This is a genomic window from Streptomyces sp. NPDC048415, from assembly GCF_040651675.1.
Classification (GTDB): domain Bacteria; phylum Actinomycetota; class Actinomycetes; order Streptomycetales; family Streptomycetaceae; genus Streptomyces.
This window is the reverse complement of the sequence record NZ_JBEZKJ010000079.1, coordinates 1-23,209: the sequence shown is the minus strand read 5'-3', so window position 1 is coordinate 23,209 and position 23,209 is coordinate 1. Positions and strand designations below refer to the sequence as shown.

General features: G+C 70.8%; 19 protein-coding genes. 3 read left to right on the top strand and 16 right to left on the bottom strand.

Annotation, left to right across the window (positions count from 1 at the left end):
* The first annotated feature begins 18 nt into the window (after positions 1-18).
* Positions 19-783 carry a nucleotidyltransferase domain-containing protein gene (locus tag AB0D27_RS34810; RefSeq protein ID WP_362516604.1) on the top strand — a complete coding sequence of 255 codons (765 nt, stop codon included), beginning with the start codon at positions 19-21 and terminating at the stop codon, positions 781-783.
* Here the strand turns inward: AB0D27_RS34810 and AB0D27_RS34805 are convergent.
* The 15 genes from AB0D27_RS34805 to AB0D27_RS34735 all read right to left on the bottom strand — a co-directional run bounded on the left by AB0D27_RS34805 (position 688) and on the right by AB0D27_RS34735 (position 17,987).
* The gene (locus AB0D27_RS34805) at positions 688-1,461 is read right to left on the bottom strand and encodes a nucleotidyltransferase domain-containing protein (protein ID WP_362516602.1); all 774 of its coding nucleotides are present in this window, start codon (positions 1,459-1,461) and stop codon (positions 688-690) included. The genes AB0D27_RS34810 and AB0D27_RS34805 overlap by 96 nt on opposite strands.
* A 3-nt stretch (positions 1,462-1,464) precedes the next feature.
* Positions 1,465-2,487, bottom strand: a complete 1,023-nt coding sequence (locus AB0D27_RS34800; protein WP_362516600.1) for an ADP-ribosylglycohydrolase family protein — start codon at positions 2,485-2,487, stop codon at positions 1,465-1,467.
* On the bottom strand, positions 2,487-3,242 hold the full coding sequence (locus AB0D27_RS34795; protein ID WP_362516599.1) for an NUDIX domain-containing protein: 756 nt from the start codon (positions 3,240-3,242) through the stop codon (positions 2,487-2,489). Before AB0D27_RS34795 ends, AB0D27_RS34800 begins: the two co-directional genes overlap by 1 nt.
* Positions 3,243-3,647: 405 nt before the next feature.
* Positions 3,648-5,147 (bottom strand): MFS transporter, encoded by a 1,500-nt coding sequence (locus AB0D27_RS34790; RefSeq protein ID WP_362516598.1) that lies wholly within the window; start codon positions 5,145-5,147, stop codon positions 3,648-3,650.
* A gap of 31 nt (positions 5,148-5,178) precedes the next feature.
* On the bottom strand, positions 5,179-5,829 hold the full coding sequence (locus tag AB0D27_RS34785) for a maleylpyruvate isomerase family mycothiol-dependent enzyme (RefSeq protein WP_362516597.1): 651 nt from the start codon (positions 5,827-5,829) through the stop codon (positions 5,179-5,181).
* Positions 5,826-6,884, bottom strand: coding sequence for a sigma-70 family RNA polymerase sigma factor (locus AB0D27_RS34780; protein ID WP_362516595.1), 1,059 nt, complete (start codon positions 6,882-6,884; stop codon positions 5,826-5,828). The genes AB0D27_RS34785 and AB0D27_RS34780 overlap by 4 nt, the downstream gene beginning before the upstream one ends.
* A gap of 147 nt (positions 6,885-7,031) precedes the next feature.
* Positions 7,032-8,204, bottom strand: a complete 1,173-nt coding sequence (locus AB0D27_RS34775; protein ID WP_362516593.1) for a pseudouridine synthase — start codon at positions 8,202-8,204, stop codon at positions 7,032-7,034.
* Positions 8,204-8,860, bottom strand: coding sequence for an SMC-Scp complex subunit ScpB (gene scpB / locus AB0D27_RS34770; RefSeq protein WP_362516591.1), 657 nt, complete (start codon positions 8,858-8,860; stop codon positions 8,204-8,206). The genes AB0D27_RS34775 and scpB overlap by 1 nt, the downstream gene beginning before the upstream one ends.
* Positions 8,857-9,960 carry a segregation/condensation protein A gene (locus AB0D27_RS34765; protein WP_362516589.1) on the bottom strand — a complete coding sequence of 368 codons (1,104 nt, stop codon included), beginning with the start codon at positions 9,958-9,960 and terminating at the stop codon, positions 8,857-8,859. The genes scpB and AB0D27_RS34765 overlap by 4 nt, the downstream gene beginning before the upstream one ends.
* Before the next feature lie 18 nt (positions 9,961-9,978).
* The gene (locus AB0D27_RS34760) at positions 9,979-10,551 is read right to left on the bottom strand and encodes a hypothetical protein (protein ID WP_362516587.1); all 573 of its coding nucleotides are present in this window, start codon (positions 10,549-10,551) and stop codon (positions 9,979-9,981) included.
* Positions 10,536-11,663: a ParA family protein gene (locus AB0D27_RS34755; RefSeq protein WP_362516585.1), complete on the bottom strand. Its 1,128-nt coding sequence runs from the start codon at positions 11,661-11,663 to the stop codon at positions 10,536-10,538. Before AB0D27_RS34755 ends, AB0D27_RS34760 begins: the two co-directional genes overlap by 16 nt.
* A gap of 388 nt (positions 11,664-12,051) precedes the next feature.
* A complete protein-coding gene (gene ald / locus AB0D27_RS34750) occupies positions 12,052-13,176 on the bottom strand; it encodes an alanine dehydrogenase (protein ID WP_362516583.1) in 1,125 nt (374 codons plus the stop codon).
* A 163-nt stretch (positions 13,177-13,339) separates the two neighbouring features.
* Positions 13,340-15,421, bottom strand: coding sequence for a tetratricopeptide repeat protein (locus AB0D27_RS34745; RefSeq protein WP_362516581.1), 2,082 nt, complete (start codon positions 15,419-15,421; stop codon positions 13,340-13,342).
* Between the two features lie 172 nt (positions 15,422-15,593).
* Positions 15,594-16,220 carry an NUDIX hydrolase gene (locus AB0D27_RS34740; RefSeq protein ID WP_362516579.1) on the bottom strand — a complete coding sequence of 209 codons (627 nt, stop codon included), beginning with the start codon at positions 16,218-16,220 and terminating at the stop codon, positions 15,594-15,596.
* Between the two features lie 99 nt (positions 16,221-16,319).
* A complete protein-coding gene (locus tag AB0D27_RS34735) occupies positions 16,320-17,987 on the bottom strand; it encodes a CTP synthase (RefSeq protein ID WP_362516639.1) in 1,668 nt (555 codons plus the stop codon).
* Between the two features lie 496 nt (positions 17,988-18,483).
* Here AB0D27_RS34735 and AB0D27_RS34730 point away from each other — a divergent pair, with 496 nt between their 5' ends.
* Both AB0D27_RS34730 and AB0D27_RS34725 read left to right on the top strand, forming a co-directional pair.
* Positions 18,484-20,286: a glycoside hydrolase family 15 protein gene (locus AB0D27_RS34730; RefSeq protein ID WP_362516638.1), complete on the top strand. Its 1,803-nt coding sequence runs from the start codon at positions 18,484-18,486 to the stop codon at positions 20,284-20,286.
* A 98-nt stretch (positions 20,287-20,384) separates the two neighbouring features.
* A complete protein-coding gene (locus tag AB0D27_RS34725) occupies positions 20,385-21,773 on the top strand; it encodes an FAD-binding oxidoreductase (protein ID WP_362516577.1) in 1,389 nt (462 codons plus the stop codon).
* On the opposite strand, the gene AB0D27_RS34720 is transcribed toward AB0D27_RS34725, so the two are convergent.
* Positions 21,766-23,209 (bottom strand): NAD(P)/FAD-dependent oxidoreductase (locus tag AB0D27_RS34720; RefSeq protein WP_362516575.1); only part of this gene is annotated, 1,444 nt, incomplete at its 5' end. The genes AB0D27_RS34725 and AB0D27_RS34720 overlap by 8 nt on opposite strands.

Below are 23,209 nucleotides of genomic sequence, written 5' to 3'. Positions count from 1 at the left end.
GCACGTACGCTCCGGGACATGCATCCCGAGGCCCTGGTACGCGACCACACCATCTACGCCTGTGTCATGGGTTCGCGCGCCTTCGGTCTGGCCACGGACACCAGCGACACGGACCGCCGGGGCGTGTACCTCGCCCCGGCCCCGCTTTTCTGGCGCTTCGAGAAGCCGCCGACGCACGTGGAGGGCCCGGAGCGGGAACAGTTCAGCTGGGAGCTGGAGCGCTTCTGCGCCCTCGCCCTGCGCGCCAACCCGAACATCCTGGAGTGCCTGCACTCCCCCCTCGTCGAGTACGCCGACGACACGGCCCGCGAGCTGCTCGCCCTCCGCGAGGCGTTTCTCTCCCGCCGGACACACGAGACGTTCGCCCGTTACGCGCTGGGCCAGCACAAGAAGCTGGAGGCCGATGTCCGCCGGCACGGCGCCCCGCGCTGGAAGCACGCCATGCACCTCCTACGTCTCCTGATGAGCTCCCGCGATCTGCTGCGCACCGGCTCGCTGACGATCGACGTCGGCGACCAGCGCGAGCCCCTGCTCGCGGTGAAGCGCGGGGAGGTCCCGTGGCCGCGGGTCGAGACCTGGATGTCCCGCCTGGCGACGGACGCGGCCGAGGCGGTCTCCGGCAGCCCGCTGCCACCGGAACCGGACCACGCGCGCGTGGAGGACTTTCTGATCCGCGTACGCCGCGCCTCAGCCCTCCGGAGCGCCCCGGAAGCCTTCCAGGCGGACCCGGACGACGAACGCGTGCAGAGCGTCGTACGCGGACGGGGCGTCCGGCAGCGCTGAGGCGCCCTGCGCCTCGTCCAGCAGGGTGTGCAGCCGCTCCACATCGCCGCTCACGCGTGCGTGGTCGATGTCGGCCGCACCGTGTTCCCGTTCCGCCTTCGCGGCGATCAGGTCGGGCAGATAGGCGGGAGCCTGTGCCGTCTGCTCGACGAGCGTCGGCAGATCGGCCTGCACCTGACCGCTGCGCATCAGGTGGATGCCGGTGAGCAGCACGCGGAACGTGTAGAGGAGCGGCTTGAGTTCGCCGGTCTTCTCGAAGAGCCGCCACTGCGTCGTCGCGAACCCCCGGTAGTGGTGGGCGTGATGGCTGGTGAGGACGCCGGGCGCGAGTGCCGCCAGCTCGCGGTGCGCGTCGGTGGTGTGCACGACGAGCGGGGAGAGCAGCTGCTCCAGCACATAGCCGTTGCGCCGCAGCATCAGCCGTACGAATTTGCGCAGGTCGTGGGTGACCAGGTCCATCTCGACGCCGTCGTGGAACCACATGCGGGAGCGGGTCTCATCGGGCTCGCGCAGCCCGACCAGTTCGGCCGCGGGCAGCAGATGGACGCCCCGCAGATCGACGTCCGAGTCACGCGAGGGGAAGCCGTAGAGATGCGCTCCGGACACGGTGGCGAACAGCACCGGGTCGGGCTGCTCGGCCACCACGGCTTTGAGGTCGAGGTCGAGGACGTCGGTCATCCCTCAAGCGTCCCAAAGCGCCCCCAGCGACATCAGGTCGCCCTGGTACTCGATGCGGTCGGCCCAGGCCGTCGGCCAGGCGTCCGAGCCGTGGTGGGCGCCCGCGAAGGCGCCCGTCAGGCAGGCGATGGAGTCGGAGTCGCCGGAGGTGCAGGCGGCGCGGCGCAGGGCGGTGAGGGGTTCGTCGACGAAGAGCAGGAAGCACAGCAGGCCGGTGGCGAGCGCCTCCTCGGCGACCCAGCCCCCGCCGGTGGCCAGGCAGGGGTCGGTCTCGGGCGAGACGGTGCGCACGGCGTGCCGGAGGTGGTCGAGGGCGTCGAGGCACTCGTCCCAGCCGCGGGCGACGTACTCCTCGGGTGTGGCGTCCTCGCTGAAGGTCCACAGATCGCCCAGCCAGCGGGAGTGGTAGCGGTGCCGGTTCTCGATCGCGTACGACCGCAGCAGGCCGACGAGTCCCATGGGCTCGGCGCCCTGGCCGAGGAGCCAGATCGCGTGTGCGGTGAGGTCGGCGGCGGCCAGTGCCGTGGGGTGCCCGTGGGTGAGCGCGGCCTGCAACTGGGCTGCACCCGCCCGCTGTTCGTCACTGAGACCGCGTATGAGCCCGACCGGCGCCACGCGCATGTTGGCACCGCAGCCCTTGGAACCGATCTGGCTGGCCTCCTGCCAGCGGCGCTTCTCGTTCTTGAGGAGGTTGCAGGCGACGAGGCAGGTGCGGCCCGGCGCACGGTTGTTGTCGGGCGACTGGTACCAGTCCACGAACTCCTCGCGCACCGGCCGCTCCATCCGCAGCGGGGCGAGCAGGCCGCGGTCCATGGCTGTGCGCAGCCCCCGCGCCAGCGCCAGCGTCATCTGGGTGTCGTCGGTGACCGTCGCGGGCTTGGGCAGCGCCATCTGCCGCCAGGGCCCGCACTTGGCGAGGATGGCCGGCACGGAGTTGAACTCGGTCGGGAACCCGAGCGCGTCGCCGAGAGCGAGACCGATGAGTGATCCAGTCGCGGCGCGCTTCGCGAGGGTCGTGGTGGTCATCAGGGCCGTCCTTCCGAAGTGGGACGCAGCAGGGGTGGGTGCAGGGACTTGGCGCCGCCCGCCCGGTAGAGCGCGGCGGGTTTGCCGCGGCCTCCGGTCAGGCGCGCGGCGCCGGGGACCTGTTCGACGAAGCCCGGTGTGGCGAGGACCTTGCGCCGGAAGTTGGGCCGGTCGAGGGCGGTGCCCCACACCGTCTCGTAGACCTGCCGCAGCTCTCCGAGGGTGAACTCGGGCGGGCAGAAGGACGTGGCGAGACAGGTGTACTCGAGCTTGGAGCCGACGCGTTCGTGGGCGTCGGCGAGGATCCTGTCGTGGTCGAAGGCGAGCGGGCCGAGCGCGCTGTACCGCAGCCACTGGGCCTGCGCCGCGTCACCGCCGCCGCGCGGTTCGGGAGGGTCCGGGAGCAGCGCGGCGAAGGCGACGGAGACGATCCGCATCCTGGGGTCGCGGTCGGGTTCGCTGTAGGTGCGCAGCTGTTCGAGGTGGAGTCCGGAGACGTCCGAGAGGCCGGTCTCCTCGGCGAGTTCGCGGCGGGCCGCCGCCTCCGCGGACTCGTGCGGCAGCACGAAGCCGCCGGGCAGGGCCCAGCGGCCCGCGTACGGCTCCTGCCCCCGCTCGACGAGCAGCACTTGGAGTGCGCCCGCACGGACCGTCAGGACGGCCAGGTCGACGGTGACGGCGAAGGGCTCGAAGGCGTACTTGTCGTAGCCCTCGGGTGCCTTGCCGCCGGGCGCGCGGCCCTCCCGTGCGAGCACGCCCCCACCCCCTCTTTAGAGTCAGATTGACTAATAGTCATACCGACTATAAAGAGGGGGGCGGGCGTCTACAAGCCCTTGGGGGCGGGAAATTGACGGTATTTCGAGCGCCGGTCGGGAGGATGGTCAGCCCTTGAGGCCCGGGCGGCGGAAGGTGTCAGGCGCTGAACCCGGGCGCGGGAAACATCCGGCTCCCGAGCTCCGGCGCGGGGCGGTCCGGGCCGTGCGCCCCCGGGGGCGGGGAGGCTGTCCGGCCGTGCGCCCCGGGGACGGGAAGAGACCTGGCTCCGCGCCCCGGCAGGGTACCGGCCGGGCGCTGCGCCCCACGGGGCGGGCTGGGTGCGGGACCTGAGCCTAGGTCCGGGCCGTCCGGGTGTCGGGGCCGGGGCCGTCCGGGCGCTGAGCCTAGGTCCGGGAACCGTCCGGGTGCTCTGACCGGACTCGGGAACCGTCCGGGCGCTGAACCTGGTCCCGGGAACCCTCCGCGCGTTGCGCCTGGGCGTGTGACGGGGCGAACGCCGCCACCACCGCCCCCGCCGCCGCGGCCCCCGCCGAGACCCACAGGGCCGGGCCGCAGCCGTCGACGAAGGTTTTCGCCGAGCCGTAGCCGCCGTAGCGCGTGAACACGGCCGCGGCGACGGCGACTCCGAAGACCCCGCCCAGCTCACGCAGCGCGTTGTTGACGCCGGCCGCCACGCCCGCGTCGCCCGGCGGCACCGCAGAGGTCACCGCGTTCGCGACGGTGGGGAAGACCATGGAGATGCCGACCCCGGCGATGATCAGCGGCACGACCATGCTGCCGTAGCCGACACCGGGCTCGACCTGCCGGGCCAGCAGCCCGATGCCGACCGCCTGGAGGACGAGGCCCGTCAGCATGAAGGGCCGGTTCCCGAAGCGGTCCGCGAGCGCGCCCGCGATCGGCGCGACCAGCAGCGGCATTCCGGTCCACGCCAGGATCCGCATGCCCGCCTGCAACGGCGATTCGCCCAGGCCGAGTTGGAAGAGCTGCGTGATCATGAACAGGGAGCCGAGCAGCGACATGAACATCAGGAAGACCGTGCCGTTGGCGGTGGAGAAGCCGCGCTTCCTGAAGTGTTCGAGCGGCAGCATCGGATAGCGCGCCCGCGACCGCTCCCAGCCGAGGAAGGCCGCCACGAAGGCGATGCCGAGGGCCAGCGCGCCCAGCACCTCGACGCTGCCCCAGCCCGCCTCCGGCGCCCGCACCGGCGCCCAGGCCAACCCTGTCAGACCCACGGCGGCCAACAGCAGCCCTACGACGTCGAGTTGTGGGCGAGGGCCGTAGCTCTCGCGGAGCTTGAGGGCGGCCAGGGGAAGCATCGCCAGCCCCGTCGGCACGTTCAGCCAGAAGATCCACTGCCAGGACAGGCCCTCGGTGACGGCGCCGCCGAGCACCGGCCCGGCGGCCACGCCGAGCCCGGTCACGCCGCCCCACACACCGATCGCGACGCCCCGCTTCTCGGCCGGGAAGGCGTCGCTGATCAGGGTCAGCGTGAGTGGCAGCAGGACGGCCGCTCCGGCCCCCTGGACCACGCGCGCGGCGATGAGCTGGCCGGGGCCGCCCGCCAGCGCCGCCAGCGCCGAGGCGAGGGTGAAGACGGCCAGCCCGGCCACGTACATGCGCCGTCGTCCGAACCGGTCGCCGAGCGCGGCGCCGGTGGGGGTGAGGCAGGCGAAAACGAGGTTGTACGCGTTGATCGTCCACTCCAGGTCGGACAGGCTCGCCCCGAAGTCGGCCCGCAGGGCGGGCAGCGCGGTGGAGACGACGACCACGTCGAGGGAGCAGAGCAGCGCCCCGAGTCCGGCCAGTACGACGGTCCACGCGCGGCGCGGCGGCGCGGCACCGGCAGCCGGTTCACGGACCGGGGCACGCAACGTGTCAGCCATGACGGTTCCTTTCGTGAGGTCAAGGGATCACTCACGGAAGGCAGACCCGGCCCCGTCCGAAAAGGAATCGCGGCGGTCCGGGGTGCCGCCCCAGGAAGGCCAGCAGTCGGTCGCCGGGCCCGGGCCACGACGACGGCGCGCCGACCGGTTCGGCGAAGCGCACGCCCCGGTCGGCGTCCGCGACGACGCCCCGCGCCACCGGGAGCAGTTCGGCGGCCAGCCCCGGCGGGATCGGCCGTGTCCGCCCGCACGCCTGGGCCACGTCCCACCCGTGTACCGCGATCTCCACGGCACCGACGGCGGCCAGCAGCCCGAGCTCAAGCGACTGGTCGCCCACGCCCACGCAGGAGTCACCCTCGCCCGGGGAAGACTCGCCCACACCCGGGGAGCGCTCCGCGGACGTCACCTGCCCGGACACCACTGCCCAGGCCCCCAGCAGGGCGCACGCCCGCTCCCGGAAGGCACACACGGGATCGGCCGCGCCCGGCGCGGGACACAGCCCCACGCGGCCCCCGGCAACTCCTTCGTAGAGCGCCTCCACCGAGTCGTCGAGGTGTCCCAGCAACTCACCCAGGTCCCACCGGGCACATGGAGTGGGCCGCCCCAGACTCCCGGGCACCACGGCGGCGACGCTCCCCAGGGCGTACGCGAGCGAGCGTTCCAGCAGCTCCCCGGGGTTCACGTCAGCGCCTTCGGCGGCACCGGCGGCAACACCCTCGGCAGCCCGAAACGCACGAAGAGATCCGGATCGAGGAAGGCGGTGATCCGCGCGATGGACCCCCCGCGGACGCCCAACCCGCCCGGCGCACGCCCGGCGTGCGTGCCGCGTGCGCTCCACACACCCAGCGCATGCGCCGCGCGCACATCGAGCACCTGCAACGAATGCGCCCGGTACGCGCCGTCCGCCCCTCGCTCGTACGCCCCCACCGCCCGCTGTCCGTTGGCCCGCGTGGGCACCATGCGCACGCGCCCCCGCTCGCCGACGCGCACCCCCAGAAAGCGCAGCACGTCCTTCGTGCCGCTGAACCACTCCAGGTAGGGGGGCATCTCCAGCTCGACGCCGTCCTGGAGGAGCCCCAGCAGCGCGTCCATGTCGGCGTGTTCGAAGGCCGCCATGTAGCGGTCGATCAGCTCGCGATCCCCGGGATCCTCGGGCTCGGTCACCAGGTCCTCGTCGGGCGCCACCTCGTCGAGCCGGGCACGCGCGCGTTGGAGGGTGCTTTTGACGGCCGCCGTCGACGTTCCGAGCAGGGTGGCGACCTCGGGCGCCCGCCACGCCAGCACGTCCCGGAGGATGAGCACGGCCCGCTGCCGCGCCGGGAGGTTCTGGAGCGCGGCGACGACGGCGAGCCGCAGACTCCCCCGCGCCGCGACGACGGTCGCCGGGTCGATGAGCGCGTCGGGCAGCGGCTGGAGCCACGGGACATCGGTGGCAAGGCCCCTCAGCGGCTCCTCAGGCGCGTCTGACGGCCCCCCGAGCCCCGAGGGCAGCGGACGCCGCACCCGGCCCTCCAGAGCCGTCAGACACGTATTCGTGGCGATCCGGTGCAGCCAGGTCCGCAGCGAAGCCCGGCCCTCGTACCCCTCGTACGACCGCCAGGCCCGCAGATAGGTCTCCTGGACGAGGTCCTCGGCGTCGTCCACGGACCCGAGCATGCGGTAGCAGTGGGCGAGCAGCTCCCGCCGGTACGGATCGGTCAACCGTACGAACTCGTCGCGGTCCGTCGTCGCAGCCATCTCCGCTCCCTTCCCTCACCGGCACGCACCGGTGGATCGGTCACCGGTACAGACCGGCGGAGCGGCGAAAACGAATCGGCCGGACCCGGAGCAGTTCCGGGACCGGCCGAATGGGCACGCGGGAGACTTAGTACTCCAGCAGGATTACTAGAGGCCGACCTCGGCCATCAGCATGCCGACCTCGGTGTTCGACAGGCGGCGCAGCCAGCCCGACTTCTGGTCGCCCAGGGTGATCGGGCCGAAGGCGACGCGCACCAGCTTGTCGACCGGGAAGCCGGCCTCGGCGAGCATGCGGCGCACGATGTGCTTGCGGCCCTCGTGCAGGGTCACCTCGACCAGGTAGTTCTTGCCGGTCTGCTCGACGACGCGGAAGTGGTCCGCCTTCGCGTACCCGTCCTCCAGCTGGATGCCGTCCTTGAGCTGCTTGCCCAGGTCACGCGGGATCGGGCCCACGATGTGCGCGAGATAGACCTTCTTCACGCCGTACTTGGGGTGGGTGAGACGGTGTGCCAGCTCACCGTGGTTGGTGAGCAGGATGACGCCCTCGGTCTCGGTGTCGAGCCGCCCGACGTGGAAGAGCCGCGTCTCGCGGTTCGTCACATAGTCGCCCAGGCACTGACGGCCTTCGTTGTCCTCCATGGTCGAGACGACACCGGCGGGCTTGTTCAGCGAGAAGAACTGGTACGACTGCGTCGCGACCGTCAGCCCGTCGACCTTGATCTCGTCCTTCTCCGGGTCGACGCGCAGTCCCTGCTCCAGGACGATCTCGCCGTTGACCTCGACCCGGGCCTGCTCGACGAGCTCCTCGCAGGACCGCCGCGAACCGTAGCCGGCCCGGGCGAGCACCTTCTGCAGCCGCTCGCCCTCCTCCTCGGCGCCCGGAAAGGTCTTGGGCGTCTTCACCTCGGGCTTGCCCGCGTACCGGTCCCGGTTGCGCTCCTCGGACCGCGTCTCGTACTCACGGGAGCGCGCGGGCTCGGTGCGGCCACCGCGCTGCTGCCCCTGCTTGGGGCCGCCCTTGGCACCACCGCGGGCCGCGTTGCCGCGCCCCGACTTCGGGCCTTCGTGGGTCGCGCCGGGGCCCACGTCGTAGCGGCGCTCCTCGGGGCGGGGATTGCCCGCGCGCTTCGGCTTGTCGTCGCGCGCCGCGGCGCCCTTCGGCTGGGAGCCGCCCCCACCGGCCCCGCGGGGCTTGCCGCCCCCACCGAACCCACGGGAGTTGCCGCCCCCACCGGACCCACGGGAGTTGCCGCCCCCACCGGTCCCCCGGGGGTTGCCGCGCCCGTTGTTCCTGCCACTGCCGCTGCCACTGCTTCGCATCAAAGTTCCGTCGTCGTCGTGTCGTCTGCATCTGCATCCGGTGCGTCCGGATCGAACGACGGGACCCCTTCCAGCGTCTCGGCCTCGATCGCGTCCGCCTCGGGGAGGAAGGGCGCGAGCTCCGGGAGCTCGTCCAGACCGCGTAGGCCCATTCGCTCCAGGAAGTAGTTCGTCGTCGTGTACAGGATCGCACCTGTTTCGGGTTCCGTGCCCGCCTCCTCGACCAGACCGCGCTGCAGGAGGGTGCGCATCACGCCGTCGCAGTTCACTCCGCGGACCGCGGAGACCCGGGATCGGCTGACCGGCTGGCGGTAGGCGACGACCGCGAGCGTCTCCAGGGCCGCCTGGGTGAGCCGGGCCTGCTGCCCGTCGAGGACGAAGCGTTCGACGGCCGTGGCGTACTCGGGTCTGCTGTAGAAGCGCCAGCCGCCCGCGATCAGCCGCAGCTCGAAGCCGCGGCCCTGCACGGTGTACTCGTCGGCCAGCTCGCGCAGCGCGTCCGCGATCTGCCGCCGGGGCCGCTCAAGGATCTTCGCGAGATGTTCCTCGGTCGCCGGTTCGTCCACGACCATCAGGACGGCCTCCAGGGCGGGCTTGAGATCGAGGTCGGCGACGGTGCGCGGCCCTGCCGGGATCTCGGTGCTCTCCTCGCTCACGCCTTCTTCTCCTCCTTGGGCTCCTCGGGCGGTCGGTCGAACTCGTCGGTCACCACGGGCTCCGTGTCCGCGTCCCCGCCCGTCCAGCGCACCATCAGATCCCCGAGGGCCTCCTCCTGGTCGAGGGCGACGGCCTTCTCCCGGTACAGCTCCAGAAGGGCCAGGAAGCGGGCTACGACGGTGAGGGTGTCGTCGGTGTCCTCGACCAGCGCGCGGAAGCTGGCCTCGCCGAGTTCGCGCAACCGCGCCACCACGATCCCGGCCTGCTCCTGCACGCTGACCAGCGGGGCGTGGATGTGGTCGACGTACACCTGCGGCTTGGGCTTGGGCTGCATCGCCTTCACGGCGAGCTTGGCGAACCCTTCCGCCCCGATGGTGATGACCACCTCCGGCAGCAGCTCCGCGTGATGGGCTTCGAGTCCGACGGTACGGGGGTAGCGCCGGGCCTCCTCCTCGAGGCGCCCGTTGAAGATGTCCGCGATCTGCTTGTACGCGCGGTACTGGAGCAGCCGCGCGAAGAGCAGGTCCCGCGCTTCCAGCAGGGCCAGGTCGGCCTCGTCCTCGACCTCGGCGGCGGGCAGCAGCCGGGCCGCCTTGAGATCGAGCAGGGTGGCCGCGACGACGAGGAACTCGGTCGTCTGGTCCAGGTCCCAGTCCGGCCCCATCGCGCGGATGTGCGCCATGAACTCGTCGGTGACGCGCGACAGCGCCACTTCCGTGACGTCCATCTTGTGCTTCGAGATCAGCTGGAGCAGCAGGTCGAAGGGGCCCTCGAAGTTCGAGAGCCGCACCTTGAAGACTCCGTCACCGGGCTCGGCGGGAGGCGCGGATTCAGCAGCGGCCCCGGGTTCGGGCCTCGCTTCCGGCTCCGGCTCGGGCGGCGCGGCCTCCCCAGGAGCCTCAGGCGGGGGCGGCTCGGCCTCCACAGAAGGCTCGGGATCCGCCTCCACGAGCGGCTCGGCCTCCACAGGAGGTTCCTGCAGGGACGGTACGACCTCGACCGGAGGTTCAGGCAGCGGCGCCGCCCCAGGGCCCCGCCCCAGCGCACGCCGCCGCCCACCGGAGCCGGCTGCGGGGACAGGGACGTCGTTCGAGGTCATAGCCGTCGCAGGCTACCGCTACCGCCCGCGAAGCCGTCGTACGAGGATGCTCGCGTCCCCCCGGGATTCCAGATCGGCGAGCACGACGGCGACCGCCTCGCGGACGATCCGCCCGCGGTCGACGGCGAGCCCGTGCTCACCTCGGAGCACCAGTCGGGCGTGCTCGAGGTCCATGAGCTCCTCGGCGGACACGTACACCGTGATCTTCTCGTCGTGCCGCTCGCGCCCGCTGGGCCGACGATTGGCGCCGCGCCCGCGCTTGCCGCGGGACTGCTGCCCGGCGCCAGAAGCTTCCTGCGGCGCCTGACGCCGTCCGGAGCGCTCCGCGGCGGCGCCCCGGCTGCGGGACTCCCCCGCGTCGGAGGACTCGGCGTCGGCGGCGACATGTTCGTCGCCCTCGCCGTCACCGCCCTGGACGGGTACCGACTGCGGCGCGTCCTCACCGGCGGCGGTCGCGTCGCTCTCCCCTGCGGGAGCCGGCACCCGGGCCTCGCCGTTGGTCCGGCGTGAGGGCGTGGACGCCTGGAGCGCCATGCCCCCGGTGGTACGGAACAGTTCGTCGGCCCCCGGCAGACTCACTCGGCGTGACACCGGGCGAGCACCTCCCTGGCGAGCTGGCGATAGGCGGCGGCACCGACGGAGTTGGAGGCGTACGTGGTGATCGGTTCCCCGGCGACGGTGGTCTCGGGGAAGCGGACGGTCCGGCCGATCACCGTGTGGTAGACGTGATCGTCGAAGGCCTCGACCACGCGCGCGAGCACCTCACGGCTGTGCACCGTGCGGGAGTCGTACATGGTGGCGAGGATGCCGTCGAGCTCCAGCTCGGGGTTGAGCCGCTCCTGGACCTTCTCGATGGTCTCGGTGAGCAGGGCGACACCACGGAGGGCGAAGAACTCGCACTCCAGTGGCACGATCACCTTGTGAGCCGCCGTCAGGGCGTTCACGGTGAGCAGGCCGAGCGAGGGCTGACAGTCGATCACGATGTAGTCGTAGTCGGCCATCAGCGGCTTCAGGGCGCGCTGCAGCGTGGACTCGCGGGCGACCTCGCTCACCAACTGCACTTCGGCGGCGGACAGGTCGATGTTGCTGGGCAGCAGGTCCATGTTCGGGACCGCCGTCTTCAGGAGCACCTCGTCGGCCGCCATGCCCCGCTCCATGAGCAGGTTGTAGACGGTGAGGTCGAGCTCCATGGGGTTGACGCCGAGACCCACGGACAGCGCGCCCTGCGGGTCGAAGTCGACGAGCAGGACCCGGCGTCCGTACTCCGCGAGCGCGGCACCCAGGTTGATGGTCGACGTGGTCTTGCCGACGCCGCCCTTCTGGTTGCACATCGCGATGATCTTCGCGGGGCCGTGGTCGGTCAGCGGGCCCGGGATCGGGAAGTACGGCAGCGGGCGGCCGGTCGGGCCGACGCGCTCACGGCGCTGACGGGCAGCGTCGGGCGCGAGAGTGGCCGCGTACTCCGGATCGGGCTCGTACTCGGCGTCGGGATCGTAGAAGTGCCCTTCGGGCAGTTCGTCGTAGTCGGCGAAGTGGGTGCGGTTCTCGCCACTTCCGTTGCCGGCCATGGCGTTCACGTGATGGCCATCCATGCTCTGGTGTGCTGTCTGAGTCATCCGGGGACTCTGGTGCGCTGCGAAGGTTCGGACAGCGACGGAGCCGACAGCCTCGAGCCCCGTGGGGCCCTGGCCCCGCGTCGGCATTCCTGGTTGACCACCCCCGGGAGTAAATGTCGACTCATTCACAAGTCGTCTTACCTCCTTGGTGACCAGGAAACTTCTAGATAGGTCAGCGTGGCACCATGCCGACGGTTGGCGACTCTATGGCGTGTCACCGGTCCGCAGCAACACAATCCGCCGGACCCGACCCGATGTGTCGGCAACCGAACATCCCTCTGTCAAGGGCGTAAGGCCGTCGCACAGCAGGTTTCACCGGTGTGCGAATCGGTTGAAGGGTTACGTTCGTGGCGAGTTGAACGAGTGTCGCAAAGTGACCCGACACACATCCGGCCGGACCCTGTCTCGCAAGGTCCGGCCCGGTGTGCGGGGTTGACGATGCGTGTTGACGTATCGCCTTTTACCCGTTGATGACTTAACCGAGCAGGCTCTCCAGCTCGATGTGCTCCAGGCCGTGCGCCTCCGCGACCTCGCGGTAAACGACCTTGCCGTCATGGGTGTTGAGACCCTTGGCCAGCGCGGCGTCACGACGCAGCGCCTCGACCCAGCCGCGGTTGGCGAGCTCGACGATGTACGGCAGCGTGGCGTTGGTGAGCGCGTACGTCGAGGTGTTGGGGACCGCGCCGGGCATGTTGGCGACGCAGTAGAAGACCGAGTTGTGGACCGGGAAGGTCGGCTCGGCGTGGGTGGTGGGACGCGAGTCCTCGAAGCAGCCGCCCTGGTCGATCGCGATGTCGACAAGGACACTTCCCGGCTTCATCCGCGAGACGAGCTCGTTGGTGACGAGCTTCGGGGCCTTGGCGCCCGGGATGAGCACGGCACCGATGACGAGGTCGGCCTCGAGGCAGGCCTTCTCGAGCTCGAAGGCGTTGGAGACGACGGTCTGGATCTTCGTGCCGAAGATCTTGTCCGCTTCCTTGAGCTTGTTGATGTCACGGTCGAGCAGGGTCACCTGGAAGCCCATGCCGATGGCGATCTGCGCGGCGTTCCAGCCCGAGACGCCACCGCCGATGACGACGGCCTTGGCGGCCAGCACGCCCGGAACACCGCCCGGCAGAACGCCACGGCCACCGTTGGCGCGCATCAGGTGGTACGCGCCGACCTGCGGGGCGAGGCGGCCCGCGACCTCGGACATCGGGGCGAGCAGCGGCAGCGCGCGGCTGGGCAGCTCGACCGTCTCGTAGGCGATCGCCGTGGTGCCGGACTCCAGGAGGGCGTCCGTGCACTCCTTGGATGCGGCCAGGTGCAGGTAGGTGAAGAGCGTCTGGTCCTTGCGGAGGCGGTGGTACTCCTCCGCGATGGGCTCCTTGACCTTGAGCAGCAGGTCGGCGGTGGCCCAGACCTCGTCGGCGGTCTCCAGGATCTGGGCGCCGGCCGAGACGTACTCGTCGTCCGTGATCGAGGAGCCGACACCGGCGTTGCGCTCGACTACGACCTGGTGGCCGTGGCGCACCAGCTCGTGCACGCCGGCGGGGGTGATGGCCACCCGGAACTCGTTGTTCTTGACCTCGCGGGGGATACCGACCTTCACGTCGATCACGGTCCTTGGCTCAGAGGGTTCTGGGGCTATGCATGCCGGGGCGATGCAAGCCAGGCAATGCATGTCATACCCGACGTACGGGAGCACACCGGGAGACACCACGAAAAGAACGCAGCGGAGCCAGTCTAATGAAGGGATTCTCTCTGTCTAGCCTTTCAATGCATCAATCTTCAGCGGATGCACTACGGATTTCGTAGGCGTTAGCGGCTTGTTCCATGGCGGATGTGCTCTCCGGGAGCTCGTCTCCCAGCATGCGCTCGGCCGCGCCGCGGTGCAGCTGGGCGGCCACCGGGTCGCCGAGCCGGTCCAGGGTGTCGGCCAGCCTGAGCTGCAGCGCGGCCTGCAGCCGTACGTCCTCCGCGCGGCGCGCCCACTCGACCGCCTCCTGGCAGGTGCGCAGCGACTCCTCGGGGCGCCCCGCGTACTCCTGGACGCGCCCCAGCTCGCTCAACGCCCGCGCCTGGGCGGCCACATCGCCGTTCCTGCGGTGCCCGGTGACAGCCGCGCGCCAGTTGCGCAATGCCTCGCCGTAGCGGCCCGCGTAGGTGTGCGCGGTGGCGATACGGCCGTACAGCCGGGCGGCCTCCACGCCCTCGCCGCGCGCGAGGCGCTGGGCGAGTGCCCTGCCGTACCAGTCGGCGGCCCGGTCGTAGTCCCCGAGCTCCTGGTGGGCGCCGCCTACGGATTCCATCGCGCGGCCGGTCGCATACGGGTCGTTCGCCTCGCGTCCGGCATCGAGCGCGGCCCGGTAGCGGCCCAGCGCCTCGGTGGTGCGGCCGGTCCGCGCGTCCAGATCGGCGAGGTTCAGCAGGGCCGCGGCCTTCTCGCGGGGCAGGTTCCGCCGCTCGGCGACGTCCAGGACCAGCCGGTGGATGCCGTACAGCTCGGGCGCCGCGGCCTGCGTACCGACGTGCGCCACCATGGCCCTGACCAGCGCGGACATGAGGCGGCGGGCCAGTGTGTCCAGCTCTCCGTCGGCGACCGCGAGCCGGGCGGCGGCCAGCAGCGCGGGCTGCCGGATGCACAGCCAGTCGGCAGCCGCCCGGGGCCCCGGGAAGCGCAGGGCGCGGGGCATTCCGGCGAGCTTCTCGCGGGAGGGCGAGCTGTCGGTCTCCGTGATGGCGCGGCAGGACACCAGCAGCCGCACGGTCCGCTCCAGCATCCGGGCGCGGGCCAGCTGCAGCTCGGCAGGGCGGTCGTGGGTCTCGGTGAGGGCGCGCAGCAGGGGCAGCAGACAGCCGGGCACCTCGTACTGCGGCAGCGGTGAGGGGACGCGCCGCAGGAGGCCGAGCGCGGTGAAGTCGTCCAGGGCGGTGCGGGCGCCGTCCACCGAGCAGCCGGCCAGCGCGGAGGCGGTGTGCGGGTCGACGAGGCCGGCGGGGGCCAGCGAGAGCAGTCGCAGTGTCCGCGCCGCGGTGTTCGGCAGTGAGGCGTACGAGAGTCTGAAGACCCGGGCCAGCGGTGTGCCCTCGTCGTTGTCGGTGTGCAGGTGCTTGGCGAGGTCGGCGACGGCCGAGGAGGGGCGGGCGGCGAGCCAGCCGCCGGCGAGCACCAGGGCGGCGGGCTGGCCCTCGCACAGCTCGACCAGGCCCTCGGCGGCCAGCGGGTCGACGGTGATGCGCACCGAGCCGGTGAAGCGGTCGAGGAGTTCGAGGGCGGACTTGGTGTCCAGGCCGCCCAGGGTGCAGGGGCGCACGTCCGCGATACCGGTCAGTGGCCCGCCGGAGACGGCGACGACCAGGCACTCCGGCGTGTCGGGCAGCAGCGCGTCGACCTGTTCCGCGTCGGCCGCGTCGTCGAGCAGGAGCACGGTGCGGCGGACCGCGAGGGCCTCGCGCAGCGCCTCGCCGAGATCGTCGGCGGCCGCTCCGGGCGGTGTGGACAGCTCCAGGGCGGTGAGCAGTTCCCGGGCCGTGCGCTCGGTGGGCACCGGGGTGCCGTCGGGCTCGGTGAGCCGGGCGCGCAGCACCCCGTCGGGGTAACTCTCGGCGACCTGCCGCAGGAGTTCCTCGGCGAGCGCGGTGCGGCCCGAGCCGGGCTTGCCCGCGATGAGCAGCACGCGCGCGCGTGGCGCCTTGCGACCGGAGAGAGTGTCCAGGCCCGCGCGTTCGATGTCGGCCCGGAGTTCCTTCAACTCTCTTGTACGGCCGAGGAACTGACCCTCGGTGGGAGCGGACTCGGCAGCCGGGCGCTGCCCCGTGGCCGACATCTTCGTGCCGCCGTTGTCCACCGCCTGATCCGTCACGGGCCACTCTCCCGTCCCACTGCACGAGCAAGCCCGCCGGGACTCCGGTTCGGGCGTTTCCAGAGCCTAGTTCACGCTCTGCGACGATCCGGGAGGAGCGCGGCGGACACGTCCCCCGATCGGATCAGGCGATCGTAGGACTGGTGGTGTCAGTGGGGCATCGGCGGCGGCGTCAGGCCTCGAAGGGCCGGGCCGGCCACGGCGCCTCCGCCGGGCGCAGCGCGTCGAGTCCGTCGCCGGCGCGCGCGGCGACCAGCGCAAGGACGCCGACGACGATGCAGTTGTTGTGCAGGTCTCCGGCGAGGATGCCCCGTACGAGTTCATCCACGGGGACCCGCGCGAGCTCCATGTCGGCCTCTTCGTCCTCGACCTCGAAGCGGTCTCCTTCGGCCTCGGAGAGGCCGCGGGCGAGGAAGATGCGGACGGCCTCGTCGCAGCCGCCGGGCGTGGTGTAGACATCGGTCAGCACGCGCCAGTTCTCGGCCTTGACGTGCGCCTCCTCGTACAGCTCGCGCTGGGCGGCGTTCAGCGGGTTCTCGCCGGGGATGTCGAGGAGCCCGGCCGGGATCTCCCACAGCTTGTGGCGCACGGGGTGGCGGTACTGGCGCAGCACCAGCACGCGGCCTTCGTCGTCGAGGGCGACGACGGCCACGGAGCCCGGGTGGACCTGGTAGTCGCGGCGGACGACGGAGCCGTCGGGCATGACCACGTCGTCGGTGCGCACCGAGGTCTTGTTGCCCTTGAAGGGGGTCTCGGTCGCCCGGACCTCCCACTCCTCGGGGGTGTCCTTGATCGTCATGGCCTGTCCTCCCACACGTGCAACGTAAGCCGGTCCGGTGACGGAACCGGGGTGCGCACCTCGTAAGGCACGCACCCCGGCCACCGTACAACCCTTGTGTTACTTGTCCGTCTTGCGTGCCACCGCGGCCTTGACCAGGCCCGCGAAGAGCGGGTGCGGGCGGGTCGGACGGGAGCGCAGCTCGGGGTGGGCCTGGGTCGCGACCAGGTACGGGTGGACGTCGCGCGGGTACTCGACGTACTCGACCAGCTTGCCGTCCGGGGAGGTGCCGGAGAACTGCAGACCGGCCTTCTTCTCCAGCTCGGCCCGGTAGGCGTTGTTCACCTCGTAGCGATGGCGGTGGCGCTCCTCGACGTACTCCTTGCCGTCGTACACCTCGCGCACGATGGAGCCGTCGGCGAGCTTGGCCGGGTACATGCCCAGGCGCATGGTGCCGCCCATGTCGCCCTCGCCCGCCACGATGTCGAGCTGCTCGGCCATGGTGGAGATGACCGGGTGGCCGGTGGCGGAGTCGAACTCGGTGGAGTTGGCGTCCGGGATGTCGGCCAGGTTGCGCGCGGCCTCGATCACGATGCACTGCAGGCCCAGGCACAGGCCGAGCAGCGGGATCTTGTTCTCGCGGGCGTACTGGATCGCGCCGACCTTGCCGGAGACACCGCGGTCGCCGAAGCCGCCGGGGATGCAGATCGCGTCGACGTCAGCGAGCTGCCCCGCGGCGCCTGCCGGGGTCTTGCAGTCGTCCGAGGTGACCCACTTGATCTTCACGCGGGCCTTGTTGGCGAAGCCTCCGGCGCGCAGCGCCTCGGTGACCGAGAGGTAGGCGTCCGGCAGGTCGATGTACTTGCCGACGAGCGCCAGGTTGATCTCGTGGAGCGGGTTGTGGACGCGGTCGAGCAGGTCGTCCCAGGTCGTCCAGTCCACGTCACGGAACGGCAGGTCCAGCTTGCGGACGACGTACGCGTCCAGGCCCTCGGTGTGCAGGACCTTGGGGATGTCGTAGATCGACTTGGCGTCGATGGCCGCGACCACGGCCGCCTCGTCGACGTCGCACATCAGCGAGATCTTGCGCTTGATCGCGGTGGGCACCTCGCGGTCGGCACGGAGCACGATCGCGTCCGGCTGGATACCGATGTTCCTGAGGGCCGCAACCGAGTGCTGGGTCGGCTTCGTCTTCAGCTCCCCGGAAGGGCCGATGTACGGGAGGAGCGAGATGTGCACGACGAACACGTTGTCGCGGCCGACCTCGTGACGGACCTGGCGGACCGTCTCCAGGAACGGCAGGGACTCGATGTCGCCGACCGTGCCGCCGACCTCGGTGATGACGACGTCGACGTCGTCGGTGGCCATACGGCGGATGCGGTGCTTGATCTCGTTGGTGATGTGCGGGATGACCTGCACGGTGTCGCCCAGGTACTCGCCGCGCCGCTCCTTGGCGATGACCGTCGAGTACACCTGCCCCGTAGTGACATTGGCGGAGCCGTCCAGGTCGACGTCGAGGAAGCGCTCGTAGTGTCCGATGTCCAGGTCGGTCTCGGCGCCGTCGTTGGTGACGAACACCTCACCGTGCTGGAACGGGTTCATCGTGCCCGGGTCGACATTCAGGTACGGGTCGAGCTTCTGCATGGTGACCCGCAGGCCCCGCGCCTTGAGCAGCGCACCCAGGCTGGAGGCGGTCAGGCCCTTGCCGAGGGAGGAGGCGACACCCCCGGTGACGAAGATGTGCTTGGTCGTCGTGGCTGTGCTGTTTCGAAAAGCAGCGGGCGGCATGGCCAAGAGGGGGCTCCCGTGGTCGCGATCTGGAGTGCGTGCCGGCAGGGAATCCGGAGATCTCCGGAGGTGCCGTCGCTGCGGTTCGGGGGACCCCTTTTGTCTTCACCAGCTGCGGGGGTGCCCACCGGTCCACGGGCTACCAGGGTATCAGCGACGGAAGGAGACCGCTTCCGGCCACGCTCCGCACACAGGTCACCACGGACCCCACACGGCGCTCACTCGATCGGACCAGCCAGGTTGACGGGAGCGGCACGCGGATCATCCAGGTGCGTCGTATCCTGCTCGGACACTCGCTGCCGAGCCCGTCCGTCAACACGGCACCATCCCCGTCCGTATCCCGGACAACGAGAGCTCGTCAGTTCGTTTCGAAACGACAATCGCAACGCCCATCGCACCGACAATTGACGTTTCGCAGCGACGCAGCACCAACCTTCCCTTGACCGCAGAGCGACCGCCCCACGGGGGCGACGTGGCCGTTCGACTGGAGATGCACGTGGCCGGGCGCATCGAGGACTACGCACTCATCGGAGACATGCAGACAGCGGCGCTGGTCTGCCGGGACGGCACCGTCGACTGGCTGTGCCTGCCCCGCTTCGACTCGCATGCCATCTTCGCCGGCCTGCTGGGCACCGAGGAGCACGGATTCTGGCGGCTCGGCCCGGCGCACGCGGCCGACGCCGAACCGCCGACGGCGGCGCGCCGCCGGTACCGCGGCGACTCGCTGATCCTGGAATCCGAGTGGGACACCCCGCGCGGCACGGTCCGTGTGACCGATTTCATGCCCCCGCGTGACGGCGCGCCGCAGCTGATCCGGATCGTCGAGGGCGTCACGGGCCGGGTGCCGATGCGCTCCGCGCTGCGGATGCGTTTCTCGTACGGGCGGGTGGTGCCCTGGGTGCACAAGCACGAGGGGCGGACGGTCGCCGTCGCGGGTCCCGACTCTGTATGGTTCGACACGGCCTGTGAGACGTACGGCAAGGCGCTGACCACGTACGCGGACTTCACGGTCGCGCCGGGTGACCGGATCGCGTTCACCATCTCGTGGGAGCCGTCGCACAAGCAGCCTCCGCCGCTGCCCGAGCCGGAGCAGTCGCTCGAGGCAACCGCGGACTTCTGGCGCGACTGGGTCGAGCAGTGCACGTATCACGGCCCCTACCGCGAGGCCGTGGTCCGCTCGCTGATCACGCTGAAGGCGCTGACGTACGCGCCCACGGGCGGCATCGTCGCCGCGCCCACCACGTCGCTCCCGGAGGAGATCGGCGGCGTACGCAACTGGGACTACCGCTACACCTGGCTGCGCGATGCCGCGATCACCCTGTCCTCGCTGCTGCGCACCGGCTACCGCGAGGAGGCGCGCGCCTGGCGCGAATGGCTGCTTCGCGCCGTCGCGGGCGATCCGGAGAACCTGCAGATCATGTACGGCATCGCGGGCGAACGGGAGTTGGGCGAGGCGGAGCTCGACTGGCTTCCCGGCTACGAGAACTCGGGCCCCGTACGTGTCGGCAACGGCGCCGCGCACCAGCTCCAGCTGGACGTCTACGGCGAGGTCACCGAGGCCCTGCACCTGGCGCACATGACGGGCCTGTCCCGCAACGACTACGCCTCGCTGCTCCAGTTGAAGCTGATCCGCTATCTCGAGGACCACTGGGACCAGCCGGACGAGGGCATCTGGGAGGTCCGCGGCCCGCGGCGCCACTTCGTGCACTCCAAGGTGATGGCGTGGGTCGCCGTCGACCGCACCATCAAGCTCATCGAGTCCGGTGACGCGGACGGCCCGCTGGAGAAGTGGCGCGAGCTGCGCGACGACATCCACCGGGACGTGTGCGAGAAGGGCTACGACAAGGAGCGCAACACGTTCACGCAGTCGTACGGCTCCAGGGAGCTGGACGCCTCGCTGCTGCTGATCCCGCAGATGGGCTTCCTGCCCCCCGACGACAAGCGCGTGATCGGCACGATCGAGGCGATCCAGCGGGAGCTGTCGACCTCGGACGGCTTCATCCTGCGCTACCCCACCGAGGGCAGCCACGCCGGCGTCGACGGCCTCCCCGGTGACGAGGGCGCCTTCCTCGCCTGCTCCTTCTGGATGGCGGACGACCTCGCGATGATCGGGCGGGTCGACGAGGCCCGCAAGCTCTTCGAGAAGCTGCTGGCGCTCAGGAACGACCTCGGGCTGCTCGCGGAGGAGTGGGACCCGCGCCTGCAGCGACAGGTCGGGAACTTCCCGCAGGCGTTCAGCCACGTGCCACTGATCGACACGGCACTGCGGCTGACGGCTTCGGGGGCGTACGGCGGCTGAACGCTTTCGGGGAGCGCAGGGCGGCTGAACGAGCCGGACGGACCGTGCCCGCCTACGCTGAGAGCAGTCCTGTCCCCTGCTGAGAGGGGGCGGCTGCCATGGCTCCCCATTCGAAGGCGGGCACGGCTCTCGCGGCGCTCCGCGCGGACCTGGCCGGCGACGTGCTCGCCCCGGGGGATCCGGGTTACGACGAGGCCCGGACGGTCTTCAACGCGATGATCGACCGGCGTCCGGCCGTGATCGCGCAATGCGCGAACGAGGCCGATGTCATCCGTGCCGTGCGCTTCGGGCAGGATCTGGATCTGCGGATCGCGGTCCGTGGCGGGGGCCACAGCGTGGCAGGCATGGCGCTCAACGACAGTGGTCTGGTCATCGATCTGCGGCGGATGCACGAGGTGACGGTCCACCCCGGCTCCCAGTCGGTACGGATCGCGGGCGGCGCGACCATGAGCCACCTCGACCGCGCCACCCAGCCGTACGACCTGGCGACCACCGGGGGGCGGGTCTCGACGACCGGTGTCGGCGGCTTCGTGCTGGGCGGCGGCAACGGCTGGCTGGACCGGTCGTTCGGACTCGCCGTCGACAATCTCCTCGGTGTGGAGCTGGTGACCGCCGACGGCGCTGCGGTCCGCGCCACCGCACAGGAGAACCCGGAGCTGTTCTGGGCGCTGCACGGCGGCGGCGGGAACTTCGGCGTCGCCACGGCGCTCACGCTGAAGCTGCACGAGCTTCCCGAGTTCTCGATCGCCATGATCATGTACCGGTCGGACAACGGCCCGGAGGTGGTGCGCACGTATCGCGAGGTCATCGGGACCAGTCCCCAGGAGGCGAGCGGCGGCGTCATCTATCTGACCGGCCCGCCCGAGGAGTTCATCCCCGAGCACCTGGTGGGCGAGCTGCTGTGCGGTGCCCTTGTGGTGTACGCGGGCGGCGAGGAGGACCTGCGCAAACTCGCCCAGCCGCTGCTGGCGCTGCCGCACGAGGCCGAGATCATCGCCGCCCTGCCCTACGCGGACTTCCAGTGCATGCTCGACGACCCGCCCGGCCTGCGGAACTACTGGTCCGCGGAGTTCCTGACCGGCCTCCCCGACGCCCTCGTGGACGTCTACTGCGCCCTCGGGGACTCCCTGCCCGTGCCCACGGGCACCCAGCACGCCCTCTTCCCGCAGGGCGGCGCGATCGCCTCCGGGCCGACCGGGTTCCCGGTGCCCTACCGGGACGCCCCCTGGGTCGTGCACCCCTTCGGCATCTGGGAGGACCCGGCCGACGACGAGCGCTGCGTCCGGTGGGTCAAGGGCGTCCGCGCCGATGTCCAGCCGTGGAGCACCGGCGCGGTCTACCTCAACTTCATCGGGAACGAGGGCGCGGACCGCATCGTGGCCGGCCTCGGCGCCGAGAACCTCCGGCGCCTGGCCGCGGTGAAGCAGGAGTACGACCCGGACAACGTCTTCCGCTTCAACCACAACATCGCGCCCGTGCCTAGCTGAGGGCGGCGATCACCTCCCGGGCGGCGCGCTCCCCTTCGGTCGCGCCGCCCTCCATGAAGCCCTGGAAGTCGTACGAACAGTGCTCGCCGCCGATGTGGATGTTGCCCTGGGCGACGCCCTCGTAGCCCGCGTACCGGTGGAGATAGCCCACGGGCCAGTACGAATAGGCGCCCAGGGAGTACGGGTTGAGGTGCCAGGCGGAGAGCTGGGCCCGGCCGGTCCACGCCGCCGACGTACCGGGGAAGAAGGCGTCGATGCCAGTGAGGTACTTCTTCGCGAGCTTCGTGACGTACGGATCGCTCTCGTACGAGAAGGGGCCGGCGGGCGTGAGGGACTTGGCCAGACCGCCGCCTCCGTACTGGAGGAGGATGCCGCCGGTGCCCGGCTGGATCTTGGTGGTGTCCCAGGTCTGCTGGACGTCGGTGTCGGTGAAGCACTCGCCCGCACAGACGCCGGGCCAGGCGCCGGTGCCACGCCAGGGGCGGCTGGAGAACTGCATGTTGAGCTTAGTGCAGTAGCCCATGCGGGCGTCGCGCAGCAGGCTCGTCATACGGGTGTCGAAGGCGGCCTTGCTGAGGTCGAGTCGCTGCAGGATCGGCAGCGGCACGCACAGCACGGTGTGGTCGGCGGTAACGGTGCGGGTGGCACCGGATTCGGTGAACGTGAGCGTCTGGGTGCCGTCACTGTTCGCCTTCACCGCGTTCAGGGACCAGCCCTGGCGGATGGTGCCGCCGGGCAGGAAGTCGGCTATGGCGTGCGGGAGTTGGTCATTGCCGCCGGTGATGTGGTAGCGCTCGTTGGACAGGCCCCAGATGTTGAAGTTGCCGGGGTTGGTCTGGTAGCCCATCAGCAGGACGAGGGCGAGCGAGGACTGGTCGGTGGTGTCGGCGCCGTACTCGACGTTGTAGGCGACGTCGAAGAGGCGGCCGAGGGGTGAGTCGTGGCCGCCCGGCACCCGGGAGTCGATCCAGTCGTACAGGGACATGTTGTCGAGGGCGGTGCCGGCGTCGGTGGTCTGGTTCCACCGGACCTCGCCGGATGCCTGGAGGTCCTTGTGGAGGGCCTGGTAGACGGCCTTGAAGTCCTCGTCGGCCTGGGCGCGCGGGTAGTACGCGCCGTTGAACCAGAGGACTTCCTCGGCTCCGCCCGGGCCGCCGCCGAGGAAGTCCTCGGTGGGGAGTTCGAAGCGGCGGCACAGTTCCAGCATCTTCTTGTGGCTGGTGTCGATCAGTTCGCCGCCGATCTCCGAGGTCTGGCCGTACGCCCAGTGGTCGCGCTGGGAGTACATACGGCCGCCGACGCGGTCGGGGTTGGCCTCGTAGAGCGTGCAGGCGTATCCCGCGTCGTGGAGGGTGAGGGCGGCGGTGAGCCCGGCGATTCCGGTCGCTGGTGACTGCCACCGGGATACGCGCCTGGACGCGCACCGCGTGTTTGAC

Coding starts and splice junctions, on each gene's coding strand:
- AB0D27_RS34725 (WP_362516577.1), top strand. CDS start 20,385: ATGGCTCCCCATTCGAAGGCGGGCACGGCTCTCGCGGCGCTCCGCGCG.
- AB0D27_RS34765 (WP_362516589.1), bottom strand. CDS start 9,960: ATGACCTCGAACGACGTCCCTGTCCCCGCAGCCGGCTCCGGTGGGCGG.
- AB0D27_RS34735 (WP_362516639.1), bottom strand. CDS start 17,987: ATGCCGCCCGCTGCTTTTCGAAACAGCACAGCCACGACGACCAAGCAC.
- AB0D27_RS34805 (WP_362516602.1), bottom strand. CDS start 1,461: ATGACCGACGTCCTCGACCTCGACCTCAAAGCCGTGGTGGCCGAGCAG.
- AB0D27_RS34800 (WP_362516600.1), bottom strand. CDS start 2,487: ATGACCACCACGACCCTCGCGAAGCGCGCCGCGACTGGATCACTCATC.
- AB0D27_RS34780 (WP_362516595.1), bottom strand. CDS start 6,884: ATGGCTGCGACGACGGACCGCGACGAGTTCGTACGGTTGACCGATCCG.
- AB0D27_RS34740 (WP_362516579.1), bottom strand. CDS start 16,220: ATGACGATCAAGGACACCCCCGAGGAGTGGGAGGTCCGGGCGACCGAG.
- AB0D27_RS34755 (WP_362516585.1), bottom strand. CDS start 11,663: ATGCCGACGCGGGGCCAGGGCCCCACGGGGCTCGAGGCTGTCGGCTCC.
- AB0D27_RS34790 (WP_362516598.1), bottom strand. CDS start 5,147: ATGGCTGACACGTTGCGTGCCCCGGTCCGTGAACCGGCTGCCGGTGCC.
- AB0D27_RS34775 (WP_362516593.1), bottom strand. CDS start 8,204: ATGCGAAGCAGTGGCAGCGGCAGTGGCAGGAACAACGGGCGCGGCAAC.
- AB0D27_RS34810 (WP_362516604.1), top strand. CDS start 19: ATGCATCCCGAGGCCCTGGTACGCGACCACACCATCTACGCCTGTGTC.